Source organism: Kribbella sp. NBC_00359, assembly GCF_036097425.1.
Taxonomy (GTDB): domain Bacteria; phylum Actinomycetota; class Actinomycetes; order Propionibacteriales; family Kribbellaceae; genus Kribbella.
The window spans coordinates 2,072,599-2,085,337 of the sequence record NZ_CP107975.1 but is presented as its reverse complement, the minus strand read 5'-3'; the positions used below and the strand labels follow the sequence as shown (position 1 = coordinate 2,085,337).

Genomic DNA, 12,739 nt, shown 5'->3' with positions numbered 1-12,739 from the left:
AGTTGCAACCCGGCTTAACGCAGCAATGATCAGCTTTCGCCGCGCTTGACCGAGGCGAGCAGGAGCTGGGCGACGTCCTGGACCTCGACCGCTTCGCGGGCCGAGCCGTCCGCCTGCTTGGCGGTGAGGCCGTCGGACAGCATCACCCGGCAGAACGGGCAGCCGGTGGCGATCTTGTCCGCGCCGGTCTCGACCGCCTCGGTGGTCCGGTTCAGGTTGATCCGGCTGCCGAGCTTCTCCTCCATCCACATCCGCGCGCCGCCGGCGCCGCAGCAGAACGACTTGGTCTGGTTCCGCGGCATCTCGGCGTACTCCGCGCCCGGGATGATGTCGAGCAGTTCGCGCGGGGCGTCGTACACCTGGTTGTGGCGGCCGAGGTAGCACGGGTCGTGGTAGGTGATCTTCTGGCCGTTGAGGGAGCTGTCGGCCGGCGCGACCGGGGTCAGCTTGCCCTCGCGGACGAGCCGGTTGAGCAGCTGGGTGTGGTGGATGACGTCGAGCTCGACACCGAGCTGGGAGTACTCGTTCTTCAGCGTGTTGAAGCAGTGCGCGCAGGTGGAGACGACCTTCTTCGCGCCGGTCTCCTTGAAGACCTCCGCGTTCTGCATCGCGAGCTGCTGGAAGACGAACTCGTTGCCGGACCGCCGGGCCGGGTCGCCGGTGCAGGTCTCGCCGTCACCCAGTACGGCGAAGCTGACGCCGGCGATGTTGAGCAGCTCAGCGACCGCCTGGGTGGTCTTCTTCGCCCGGTCCTCGTAGGCACCGGCGCAGCCGACCCAGAACAGGTACTCGACCTCAGCCAGCGTCTCGACATCCGTACCGACCTGCTTGACCTCGAACGGAAGGTCCTTGGCCCAGTCCATCCGGCCGGACGGGTTCATGTTCCACGGGTTGCCCTTGTTCTCCAGGCCTTTGAAGAGGCCGTTGAGCTCGGACGGGAACGACGACTCGATCAGCACCTGGTAGCGGCGCATGTCCATGATCGCGTCGACGTGCTCGATGTCGACCGGGCACTGCTGCACGCACGCACCACACGAGGTGCACGCCCACAGCGCGTCCTCGTCGATGACCGCGACGTCCGCCGGACCCACGAGCGGCTTGTCCTGTTCCGCGAGTACCAGCTCGGGCAGCGACTTCCGCTCGTCGTCCGACGACGCCAGCAGGTACGGCGCTTTGGCGTACGCGTGCTCGCGCAGGTTCATCATCACCAGCTTGGGTGACAACGGCTTGTCGGTGTTCCACGCCGGGCACTGCGACTGGCAGCGGCCGCACTCGGTGCAGGTGGTGAAGTCGAGCAGGCCCTTCCAGGTGAAGTCCTCGACCTTGCCGACGCCGAGGGCCGCGTCCTCGTCCAGTTCCTCGATGTTCTCGAAGTCGATCGGCTCGCCCTTGACCATGATCGGCTGCAGGGCGCCGAGCGCCGTACCGCCGTCGGCCTCGCGCTTGAACCAGATGTTCGGCCAGGCGGTGAAGCGGTGCCAGGCCACGCCCATCGTGGCGTTCAGCGAGATCGTGATCATCCAGGCGAACGAGATCAGGATCTTGATCATCGCGATCAGATAGACGGTGTTCTCGAGGGCCTGCTCGGACATGCCACCGAACAGAGCGTTTCCGATGAAGAACGTGCTGGGGAAGTGGAACTTCGTCCCGCCGCCGAGCTCGTACTCGAGTCCGCGTAGCAGCAGGATGCAGATCAGTACGCCGAGGATCGTGTACTCGACGTAGTACGCCTGCCAGGCGGTGGAACCGAAGAAGCGGCTGTAGCGGCCCTTCTCGCCCCGCGGCAGATTGCGCAGCCGGATCACCATCAGCCCGATGATCGAGACCAGGCCGGTCCAGGTGAGGAACTCGCTGACCCACTCGAACACGAACCAGTGGCCGATCACCGGCAGCACCCAGTGCGGGTCGAACAACTGGCCGAACGCCGTCACCAGGGTGAGGAACAGCCCGATGAATCCGAACGCGACGAACCAGTGCAGGACACCGACGTGGCTCCACTGCAGCATCCGGGTGTGGCCGAGGGTCTCCTTGGCCAGCGTGGCGGAGCGCCGCCCCGGGTTGTCGGTGCGGCCGGCCGGCTGGCCCAGCTTGATGACGGACACCATGTGCCCGATCGTCTTGCCGAACAGCGCGACACCGACGGCAGTGATCGCGAGCGAGACGACGATGGCGAGGATCTGCATACCAGCGATGTTATTGGTCGGTTACCCGTGAGTCATGTCGATGCGGCCCTCGTCACGCCCGAGATGTGGTGGTGAGCAGATCGACACAGAGCGTTACCTGGATCCCGTTGTGACCGCAGTCGGTCAACTGATCAGACGGTCGAGCCGGGCGGCGACCGCCGGACGGCGCGGGTCGTCCGGCGGCAGACCGGTGTCGAGCGCCTCGAAGATCTCCAGGTCCTCGGCGCCGGTCGATGTCTGGGCGAAGCGCCAGAGGACGTCGGGATCGTCGGCGTCGAGGACGGCGCGGCGGACGGTGGCGTCCAGCTCGTCACGTTCGGCGCGCAGAGCCGGCGCGTCGGAGCGCGCCAGCAGCGGGCCGGCGTACAGGTCGAGGGCGGCGTCGAGGTCGCCGTTGCGGAGGGCGGCCTGGACGTCGGTCACGTCGCCGGTGACGTCGGCGATGATCCGGTACGGCTTGGTGTCGAGCACTCCACCACCGAGCAGAGTCCGCAGCCGGTGCATCTCCGCGCGCACGGTCGTCGGGTTGCCCTCGTCGCCGTACAACTGGAGCATCAGCTGCTCGGCGGTGAGCCCGGACGGATGCAGGAGAAGCAGTGCGAGTACCTCGGCCCGCCTCAGGGTGAGCGCGATCTCGCGGCCGCCGACGACCGCGATCGGTTGACCCGCGCCGAGCAGCTTCAGCCGGAGTGACGGCCGGCTGCGGCGGACCGGCGTACCGGGCATCCGGAGCAGGTAGCCCTCGTCGAGTTGCTCGATCAACCCCTCGCGGCCGTCGCCGAGGTCGATGCGGTCAGCGCCGTCCGGGACGACGAGGCGGTCGGGCAACCACTCGAGCGGCTGTACGGCGAGCACGCGGCCGGACGGGGTCAGCAACGCACCGGGCGCACCGTCCAGTGCCATCAGGTGCCGCATGTTGCGGGCGCGCAGCCTCTCGTCGGCCGCGGCCATCCGGACCCGCAGTTGCCCTTCGGCGAGCTGGGCCGCGGCGGTCACCAGCGCGACCATCGCGGGGTGGACCGTGCGCAGCGGACCGGAGACGTCGACCGCGCCGATCACCTTGCCGGTGTCGGGGTCGTGGACCGGCGCGGCGGCACAGGTCCAGTCGTGGATGCGACGGACCAGGTGCTCGGCCGAGTGGATCTGGACCGGCTCCCCGACGGCGAGCGACGTACCCATGCCGTTGGTGCCGATCTGGTCCTCGGACCACACCGCGCCCTCGGACAAGGCGATCCGATCCGCTTGGCGTTTGACGTCGGAAGCACCCTCACGCCAGAGGATCATCCCCTGGGCGTCGGTGATGATCATGATGTGCGACGCCTCGTCGGCGATCGTGGTCAGCGTCTGCCGCAGGACCGGCAGGACGGCCCGCAGGGGGTGGTTCTCCCGGATCGCCTCGAGTACCTCGGGGTCGACGATCACCGGCGGCGCGTCCAGTTCGGGATCGACCGCGGCGGCGAGCGACCGCTCCCAGGACGCGGCGACCAGTGGGCGCGGCGCACCGGGCACCCGGCCGCCACCGAGCACCTCGTCGTACAACGCGCTCAACCGGCGAGCCTGCTCCGATGCGTCCATGCCGCCTCGCTCCACGTTGCAACGTCGGTGCAACGTCCATCCTCCTACGTTCGGTCAAACGTGGGTTTCCGATCTGAAGGAGGACCTATGACGATCTTCGCAGCTCCCGGGCAGGATGGCAGCCCGGTCACGTACAAGTCGCGCTACGAGCACTACATCGGCGGCGAGTGGGTGCCGCCGGCCAAGGGTGCGTACTTCGAGAATCCCACTCCCGTCACCGGACAGAACTTCACCGAGATCGCCCGCGGTACGGCGGACGACGTCGAGCGCGCTCTCGACGCCGCCCACGGTGCCGCGCCCGGGTGGGGACGCACCTCACCGGCCGAGCGCGCGAACATCCTGAACAAGATCGCCGACCGGATGGAGGCGAACCTCGAACTGCTCGCGGTCGCCGAGACCTGGGACAACGGCAAGGCGGTGCGGGAGACGCTGGCCGCCGACCTGCCGCTGGCGATCGACCACTTCCGGTACTTCGCCGGTGCGCTGCGGGCCCAGGAGGGCTCGGTCTCGGTGATCGACGACGACACCATCGCGTACCACTTCCACGAGCCGCTCGGCGTGGTCGCTCAGATCATCCCGTGGAACTTCCCGATCCTGATGGCGACCTGGAAGCTGGCGCCCGCGCTGGCCGCCGGCAACGCGGTCGTCCTGAAGCCGGCCGAGCAGACGCCCGCGTCGATCCATGTCTGGCTCGAGCTGATCCACGACCTGCTGCCACCCGGCGTGCTCAACGTGGTCAACGGATTCGGCGTGGAGGCCGGCAAACCGCTTGCCTCAAGCAACAGAGTCGCCAAGGTCGCGTTCACTGGTGAGACCACGACCGGCCGGCTGATCATGCAGTACGCCTCGGAGAACATCATCCCGGTCACGCTGGAGCTCGGCGGCAAGAGCCCGAACGTGTTCTTCGCCGACGTCGCGGCCGGCCGGGACGAGTTCTACGACAAGGCGCTGGAGGGCTTCACGCTGTTCGCGCTGAACCAGGGCGAGGTCTGCACCTGCCCGTCCCGGGCGCTGATCCAGTCGTCGATCTACGACGACTTCCTCGGCGACGCGACCGCGCGGACCCAGGCGATCAAGCAGGGCAACCCGCTCGACTCCGACACGATGATGGGTGCGCAGGCCAGCAACGACCAGTACGAGAAGATCCTGTCCTACCTCGACATCGGCAGGTCCGAGGGCGCTCGCGTGGTCACGGGTGGCGCGCGGGCCGAGCTCGACGGGGACCTGGCCGGCGGGTACTACATCCAGCCGACGATCTTCGAGGGCGACAACAAGATGCGGATCTTCCAGGAGGAGATCTTCGGCCCGGTCGTGTCGGTGACCCGGTTCGACGACTACGCCGACGCGATGAAGATCGCGAACGACACGCTGTACGGCCTCGGCGCCGGGGTCTGGTCCCGCGACATCAACACGGCCTACCGGGCCGGGCGGGAGATCCAGGCCGGCCGGGTCTGGACGAACTGCTACCACGCGTATCCCGCGCACGCGGCGTTCGGCGGGTACAAGAACTCCGGCATCGGCCGGGAGAACCACAAGATGATGCTCGACCACTACCAGCAGACCAAGAACCTGCTGGTCAGCTACAGCCCTTCGAAGCTCGGGTTCTTCTGAGCATGGTCGAGAAGGTGCTGCTCACGGATGCGGCGGCGGACTGGCTCCGCCGTCTCACCGACATGCACGGTCCGCTGATGTTCCACCAGTCCGGTGGGTGCTGCGACGGCAGCTCGCCGATGTGTTTCCCGGACGGGGAATTTCGAACGGGGTCGGCGGACGTGCATCTCGGTGATCTGGTCGTCGACGGCCTCGACAGGCCGATCGCGTTCTGGATGTCTGCGAATCAGTACGAGTATTGGAAGCACACACAGCTCACCGTCGATGTGGTGAAGGGCCGCGGCAGCGGATTCTCGGTGGAGGCACCGGAGGGCGTCCGCTTCCTGATCCGGTCCCGCGTCTTCACCGACCAAGAGTCCGCGGCGCTGGGACTCCTCTGAGCGAGTGCCGACCGTCCGGTGGCGTTGCCGGACGGCCGGCACTCTTGTACGTACCCACGCGTGCTTTCGCGGTTGACCGCCTCGTGGTCACGCGGCGACGCCTACACCGAAACGGCCGGCTCGTTGACCGCGGTCAGCGCGATCTGGCGGACTCGAGCCAGAACCTCGTGCGGTGACTGGCGCAGGTTGATCGGGGCCGCGACGACGTCGACTCCCGCGTTCTTGATGCTACGCCGGATGTCCTTTCCTCCGCCGGCATAGATGAGCCAGGCGACGGGGACTTGGAGGGCCGTGCAGTAGGCGAGCATCTGATAGTGGTCGGCGTTGGCATTCGTACCCGTGCTCGAGGCGAGTTTGTACTTGGCGTCGAAGACGACGTCAGGGTTGCCGGCCTCGTCCCGATGTACGACGTCCACCCGCATGAACACGTCGCCATGGGAGTTACCGCCGCCTCTGGTCCAGTCTCCGTCGCCGGTCAGATAGGCGGCCAGCTGACTCTCCAGGTATCCAGGGTAGCCGGCCAGGGCCTCCTTCAGGGCGACCGTGACGAAGTCTTCGAAGACCTCCCACATGACGACGACGAAGGCCGACATCTCGGCACCTGCTGCCGACACTCGCGTAGAACTGTGGCGCAGCAGGATCTCTGCCAGGCCTAGCGCGGACTGATATCGATCGTTGAGGCGCGAGGGCTGCCAGGCCGGAGCAGGCGTACCTGGCAACAGCCGGGTCACACCCGCGAACCTCGCCGCGAGGTGGAGCAGCCGTCGTCGGGTCTCCGGCTGCAGGCGAGGTACGCCGAGCATGAGGTAAATCGCGGCCAGCAGTATCTGGTTCTCAGCGATGTCGGGGCTGAACTCGTCGTACCGCATCTCGATAGGTAAGAAGTAACCGGGCCGACGACGAAGCTGGTCCGCGAACGCGATGCGTCCGCGAACCGTCAGCAGAGCCTCCTGCTCTGTGCGGTAGCCCTGCAGCAGCCCCATCGTCAACGCTTGCTCGACCGACGCGATGAGCGACTCGGCCATGGCCGGCCACAGATCGCCGTACGTCGCGGCGGTTACCGTCTCCGGCCGGAAGCCCGGGTTCTTGGCGTAGCCGAGCAGGAAGATCAGATGCGCCACTCCCAGTTTCTGCTTCGGAGTCACCTCGATCTGGAGGTTATCGAAGCGCACGGCTCCGACTCGGCCGTTCGGCAACAGCTGGTAGGTTCCGTCGTCCACGCGCCGGACATCGACGAGCTCTGATCGCTCGAGCAGGACCGCCTGGTTGGGGTCCAGCTGAACCTCGATGCCGTCCGCTGCGAGCTCGTCGAGCGATTCGTACCTGAAACTCATCAGGCGTCCGCGTCGTCCGGGGTCCCCTGTGCCCTGGCGCGTTGCGCGATCCGTCTCCGCAGCCCTGCGAGCCCGAACTCCTCGTCGATCAGCTCTGGGGACTTGCTGCCGTAGAAGTGCTCGTGCAGCAGCGGCAGGATGTCGTAGCGCCAGACCAGCTCCAGTGCTCCGGGCGCATCCAGCCCGTCCCGCATCAGGTACGACGGACCGATGTGCAGGTCGTGGCCGGGTTGCCCCATCGCCAGATTGAGCTCCGCGAGAAGCTCGACCCGATCGTCGGTCAACTGCTGACGCTTCGCGAAGGCGGCGAGAACCCCACTCACCGGCTCCCGGCGCGGGTGCATCTCGTAGAACGGGAACCGGCGCCGGATGGCTGCGTCGACGAGGGCGATCGAGCGGTCCGCGGTGTTCATGGTGCCGATGATGAGCATGTTGTCGGGGAGGCTGAACGGCTGGTCGGGCCGGTATTGGAGCCGCACGGTCTCCTCTCGGTACTCCAGCAGGAAGTAGAGCTCGCCGAAGACCTTCGGCAGGTTCGCGCGGTTGAGCTCGTCGATGATGAGCACGTAGGCCTTGTCCCGGTTCTCCGCCTTGGCTGCCTCGGCCGCCATCAGCTTGAGCGGACCGTCCTGCAGGGCGAAGGGCTGGTTCCCATCCCCCTCGACAGGTCGGAACCCCTCGAAGAAGTCCTCGTAGGCATAGGAAGGATGAAACTGCACGAGCCGGACCCTGCTGGGATCCTGAGCCCCCGCAAGCCGTTCCGCGAGTTTCTTGGCGACGTACGTCTTGCCGGTACCGGGCGGTCCGTAGACGATCAGCTGCCGGCGCCGGTTGAGTAGCTCGACCAGCTCCTGGAGTGGCGCGACCGGCATGTACAACTCGTCGGCCAGGTCCTGCGGCACGGGCGGAAGCAGCACCCGCTCGACTGCTTGCGGCCGGCGGGGCTCGGCGGGCGTGAGGGTTTCGTCCTCCAGGAGCGCGCTCAGGAGATCGCTCACCGCGGTGAGATCAACGACGTGGCCCTCTTGCTCCAGGGCGGCGCTGACTTTGGCTGGGAGCGTCTCCAGCGGTCTCCGCGACGCAGACCAGATGACTGGGCGGGTCAGCGGTGGCGACGGTTCGTCGTCCGGCGAAGGCTCGTCAACCGTGCCGATGATGAGTTGCTCGTCCGTCAGGGCGACCACCAGGTCCTGCGGCCGCACGCCTTCGAGGAACGTATGAAGGGCCGCGGCGAGCTCTTCGCGCTGGGACGGTGCGAGATGCGCGTAACCATCGCTCACGAGGCGTGCGACAGCCCTGGCAGACATGTCAGGGGCCAGCGCGAGCCCGGCTTGGTCCCGGAGATCGACACATCCCTTCTCGAGCCACCTGGTGACATCGTTCGGTGTGTCTGTGCGGATGAGCCAGGCCCGCGGCCTGGCCGACGAACCGGGCCGCCACCTGTTGACGTAGGGCGGGTCGTACCAGGAGTCGAAGTTCTTGTTCTTCCGTTCGTGCAGTGTTCGGAGGGCGACCAGATCACGGGTGACCTCGTCGTCGTGGTTGCCGCTCGGCTTGCCGAGATCCGCGATCAAGCCGTTACGGATCCGTCGACGGTGGTCTGCGCTGACGATCGACGGAAAGAGGCCGGGCCACGCGAGGTACTCGACGGCGTACCGGATGGATGGTGAGTCTTCCGGTACGCCGGTGGTCACCTCCCGGAACGCGAACGGGTCCCGCAGCGCCTCGTTGACGACGTCTCGGGGTTGTTCAAGCCAGTGCAGCACGAACCGGCAGAGCCACTGCAGGTGTTCGGGCGCCTTGACGTGGTAACCCTGCCCGCCGGCGAATGCGTGGCCGTCGTCCAGTGCGGTTACCTGTGACTCGGGCAATCCGGGTGCGCCTGACATCGAGGCGAGAAGGACGCCGATGCGGTCGGCTTTGGTCGAGGCCTTCATGTCGTGCAGCGGCGCGTCCCTGATGTAGAGGAACTCGGCAGCGAGGCACAGCACCTCGTCCGTTGCGCCCTCGAGTTGCTGGACCAGCCGTTCGAAGAAGCGCAGACCACCCTGGCCCCTCGTCAAGCGGTCGGCCAGCTCCTGCGCGGTATCGACGGACCAGCTCCGGACTCCGCTGACGAGCGCCGAGGTCTCGCCCCGCAGGCCGGCGGACAACACGTCCCAGGCCGCACTCTCCATGATGGGGCTGACCCCGGAACCGCGATCGACGCGAACCTCGCCAGCGCTGCCTTTACGCCAGTGCTGCAGCTCGGCACTCTTCATCGGCGGCCAGGTGTCCGGTGGCGCCCACTGCAGGACCAGCCACGCGAGGCCTTGGGCATCCAGTCGATCCCGGAGCCGGGTTTGCTCGTCGCCCCACCTGTCGAGCAAGTCGTCGCACAGCGACAGCAGCGCCGAATAGCGCTCTCCAGGTGACGTCCCGGGAGTCTCGCCAACCCGAGCTGCCCAGCCTGTTCCAAGAGCTGGTCGGTACGGCGGGAACGAAGTCGGGTCGACTCCGAGCAGCAGGCATGACGCGAAGACCGTTCGATCGCCCGGGCTGGCGTACGCGCCCCAGCTGCCGAGTTCCTCTCCGAAGGCGTCGATGGCATCGACCACGCCGGACGTGTGCAGCTGCCCGAAGGCTGCCCGGACCTCATCGGGGTGGTCCTGGATGCGGTTGCGCAGCCATGTCTGGGCGAACTGATCAACGAAATTTCCTGCCGCCGCCGCCTGCCTGAGCCGCTCCGCCCAGTCGGCGCTGCCGGCCGCGCACGCGGCACCCGCCGCGGCCCACTTTTCCGCCGCTTTCAGTTTGTAATCGCGCTCTTCTTTGTCTAGGTCGACGTCCGGGACCAGCTCGCGGGCCCACCGGAGAAACGGCTCCCAACCGACGCCTAGTGCAGCATCTTCACGCTTCGACGCGTGGTAGCGACGGGTGACCTCGAGCCACAGTTCGTCGGGCGGCAGTTCGTCGAGCGCCTCCGCCCCGCTCTCTGTCAAGGAATAGGCCTGGTTCTCGTCCCGCGTCAGCCATCCACCGAAGGTGGACCAGGACAGCGCGGCGTTCGCAGCAGTTCGCCAGCGCACCTGGCCACTTGCGTTCGTGCTCAGTTCTCGCGCGGTGAAGTCAATGAGCTCGGCGACCCGGGACAAGACCTCCGAACTGCGCATTGGATGGGCACCCGATGCCAGGACTTTGTAGACGGTTTGCGTCAGCAGCCCGCGGCGTGGTCCGTCGGTCGAATCAGATCCATCTGCGTCGCTGTCGCTCATGTCCACGACCATAACGGTGATCGCGCGCTTCCTCATCCGTCGCCGAGAACAGCGCGGTAGATGGCTGAGCTGTCCCGGGTGGGCTGGGCGTTCTTCAGTTGGAGGATTTGTAGGCGCTGCTCGGCGGTCGCGTCTCGCACCCTCAAGGCATCTTCGACGTGCGGGCGGGTCACTACGTGGAGCCAGAAGGTCAGGTCGATCTTCCAGGTGTCGGTGTGCAGTACCGCGTAGAACCGCTCGTCCGTCGTCGCGGCTGTCGGCCTGCGATCACCCCGCTCGTCGCGGAGGTCGATGCTGCGGAGCTCCACTCGGCGGGTCAGGGTTGTCAGGCCATGCAGGATGGTTCCCGCATTCGCGTCGGGGGCGTTGAACATGACGTCCAGGTCGCGGTCCACCATCACTCCCGACAGGGCGCTTCCGATGAGGGTGGGCGGCCAAGGAAAGGCTGTTTCCAGGTCCAGGCGAGTGAACAGCTCGCGCGCTTCGGCTTGTAGTTCCCTGGCGCGGTCGACGAGGGACATGGTCTGACGGTAGGGCTCAAGTCAATGGGATCACCAAGAGTTTTCGGAGAGTACTACGGGTGGCTGTGTCCCAGCCGGTGCCCGGACCAGCGGGCGGCGTTGCGGATGTAGTGGTCGCCGCACTCGATCGGGTTGAACGGGTCGCAGCGCGTTCCGTGGTAGCGGTTCCATCGGAGACCTCCGACATGGGAATCGATTTCTGCAGGGCGGCCGAAACCGTCTCAAGGGTCAGGAGGCTGAAACTCAGGGGGGAACCTTCGGGGGTCGGCGGGGGGTGGCGGACCGCGTGTGCGCGCGGAAAATCGGGCTCGGTAAGGGCCGTTGTCATGGGTGCACCCATGACATTTGTCAGGGTGCCGATCGCTGGCCTCGGGCGGTGCTGCGGACGGACGATCTTTGGAACCCACCCACGCCGGTCTCCGCCCCACCGCAAAGGGAACTGGGGCGGAGGCCTGCCCAGCTCGAGGAGTTCTGTTGAGGCAACGGATTCTCGTGTCCGCCCTGGGCGCCGGCGCACTAGCCGTCGCGGGACTGACCGCCCAAGGGGCCATCGCCGCCCCCACCCCGTACACCGCCGGGAAGCACGCCGCCAAGGTCTGCTCGGCCCCGAAGGCCGCGCACACCGCGGCCTGCAACGCCATCAAACTGGTGAACGACAAAGGTGTCGCACCGGCCTCCACCACGCCGCCGTCGACCGGGCTCACCCCAGCGGGCCTGCGCGACGCCTACAAGCTGAACGGCCTGAGCGCCGGCGGCCGGACGGTCGCGATCGTCGATGCGTACGGCTACCCGAACCTGGAGCGCGACCTCGGCGTCTACCGCTCCCAGTTCGGCCTGTCCGCGTGTACGACGGCCAACGGCTGCCTGCGGGTCATCAACCAGACCGGCGGGACCTCGCTGCCGAGGTTCAACGCGGGCTGGGCCGGTGAGCAGGCGCTCGACGTCGACGCGGTCTCGGCCGCGGCGCCCGACGCGAAGATCGTCGTCGTACAGGCCAACTCGGCCAGCTTCGCCGACCTCGGCACGGCCGTGGTGACCGCGTCCAAGCAGGCCGGTGTGGTCGCGATCTCGAACAGCTACGGCGGTGGTGACGCGTCCGACGCGACGTACGGCACCTATTACAACCACCCCGGCATCGCCGTCACCGCGTCGACCGGTGACAACGGCTACCAGGGTGGCAGCTACCCGGCGTCCTCGTCGTACACGACGGCCGTCGGCGGTACGTCGCTTGTTGCCGCCAGCAACTCACGCGGGTGGAGCGAGACCGTGTGGAGCGGTGCCGGTTCGGGCTGCTCGACGTACAACACCGCACTGAGCGCCGCGTCGTCGTTCAACACCGGCTGCTCGAAGCGGGCGATGGCGGACGTGTCCGCGGCCGCGGACCCGGGCAAGGGCGGCATGGCGATCTACTACCCGACGAGCAAGACGGCGTCGACCTGGGCGCAGTTCGGTGGCACCAGTGAGGCCGCCCCGATCATCGCCGCGGTCTACGCGCTGTCCGGCAACACCAGCGGCTACGCGAACGCGCTGCCGTACGCGCACCCGGGCTCGCTGTTCGACGTGACGAGCGGGAGCAACGGCTCCTGCCCGACGACCCAATGGTGCAACGCACGCACCGGCTGGGACGGCCCGACCGGCCTCGGCACCCCGAACGGCGCCGGCGCCTTCTGATCGAACGGGCGGACCCCTACCGCGATTGGGGTTCGCCCGTTCCAACCAGGTCCACCACCGCCGCGGCGACACACGCCGCGGTGGGTTGGTGGCTGGGTGCGACTGTTGGCCTGTCGCTCCTAGTACTCTTCCGGGCACGAAGGACAACCCTCGTCTCCACGTCATTCCGGTGATTTCCCTTCCCAGCGAGCGCTTGCCCGCCTAAGGTCG

8 protein-coding genes are annotated in these 12,739 nt (G+C 67.3%); 3 read left to right on the top strand and 5 right to left on the bottom strand.

The window, feature by feature from the left end; genetic code table 11:
- Positions 1-29: 29 nt before the first annotated feature.
- A complete protein-coding gene (locus OG876_RS10155; RefSeq protein WP_328524544.1) occupies positions 30-2,183 on the bottom strand; it encodes a (Fe-S)-binding protein in 2,154 nt (717 codons plus the stop codon).
- A 123-nt stretch (positions 2,184-2,306) separates the two neighbouring features.
- Complete coding sequence (locus tag OG876_RS10150; RefSeq protein ID WP_328524543.1) at positions 2,307-3,758, bottom strand: GAF domain-containing protein; 1,452 nt, start codon at positions 3,756-3,758, stop codon at positions 2,307-2,309.
- 87 nt (positions 3,759-3,845) lie between these two features.
- Here OG876_RS10150 and adh point away from each other — a divergent pair, with 87 nt between their 5' ends.
- Positions 3,846-5,369 (top strand): aldehyde dehydrogenase, encoded by a 1,524-nt coding sequence (gene adh, locus OG876_RS10145; RefSeq protein ID WP_328524542.1) that lies wholly within the window; start codon positions 3,846-3,848, stop codon positions 5,367-5,369.
- Positions 5,370-5,371: 2 nt separating this feature from the next.
- Positions 5,372-5,749: a DUF779 domain-containing protein gene (locus OG876_RS10140; protein ID WP_328524541.1), complete on the top strand. Its 378-nt coding sequence runs from the start codon at positions 5,372-5,374 to the stop codon at positions 5,747-5,749.
- Positions 5,750-5,850: 101 nt separating this feature from the next.
- Here OG876_RS10140 and OG876_RS10135 read toward each other — a convergent pair whose 3' ends face one another.
- The 3 genes from OG876_RS10135 to OG876_RS10125 all read right to left on the bottom strand — a co-directional run bounded on the left by OG876_RS10135 (position 5,851) and on the right by OG876_RS10125 (position 10,858).
- Positions 5,851-7,083, bottom strand: coding sequence for an McrC family protein (locus OG876_RS10135; RefSeq protein ID WP_328524540.1), 1,233 nt, complete (start codon positions 7,081-7,083; stop codon positions 5,851-5,853).
- On the bottom strand, positions 7,083-10,235 hold the full coding sequence (locus OG876_RS10130; protein WP_328524539.1) for an AAA family ATPase: 3,153 nt from the start codon (positions 10,233-10,235) through the stop codon (positions 7,083-7,085). Before OG876_RS10130 ends, OG876_RS10135 begins: the two co-directional genes overlap by 1 nt.
- A gap of 134 nt (positions 10,236-10,369) precedes the next feature.
- On the bottom strand, positions 10,370-10,858 hold the full coding sequence (locus OG876_RS10125) for a hypothetical protein (protein ID WP_328524538.1): 489 nt from the start codon (positions 10,856-10,858) through the stop codon (positions 10,370-10,372).
- Positions 10,859-11,332: 474 nt separating this feature from the next.
- Between OG876_RS10125 and OG876_RS10120 the strand changes: the two genes are divergently transcribed.
- Positions 11,333-12,529, top strand: coding sequence for a S53 family peptidase (locus OG876_RS10120; protein ID WP_328524537.1), 1,197 nt, complete (start codon positions 11,333-11,335; stop codon positions 12,527-12,529).
- Positions 12,530-12,739: the final 210 nt, after the last annotated feature.

Coding starts and splice junctions, on each gene's coding strand:
- OG876_RS10125 (WP_328524538.1), bottom strand. CDS start 10,858: ATGTCCCTCGTCGACCGCGCCAGGGAACTACAAGCCGAAGCGCGCGAG.
- OG876_RS10140 (WP_328524541.1), top strand. CDS start 5,372: ATGGTCGAGAAGGTGCTGCTCACGGATGCGGCGGCGGACTGGCTCCGC.
- OG876_RS10150 (WP_328524543.1), bottom strand. CDS start 3,758: ATGGACGCATCGGAGCAGGCTCGCCGGTTGAGCGCGTTGTACGACGAG.
- OG876_RS10135 (WP_328524540.1), bottom strand. CDS start 7,083: ATGAGTTTCAGGTACGAATCGCTCGACGAGCTCGCAGCGGACGGCATC.
- OG876_RS10130 (WP_328524539.1), bottom strand. CDS start 10,235: ATGCGCAGTTCGGAGGTCTTGTCCCGGGTCGCCGAGCTCATTGACTTC.
- OG876_RS10155 (WP_328524544.1), bottom strand. CDS start 2,183: ATGCAGATCCTCGCCATCGTCGTCTCGCTCGCGATCACTGCCGTCGGT.
- adh (WP_328524542.1), top strand. CDS start 3,846: ATGACGATCTTCGCAGCTCCCGGGCAGGATGGCAGCCCGGTCACGTAC.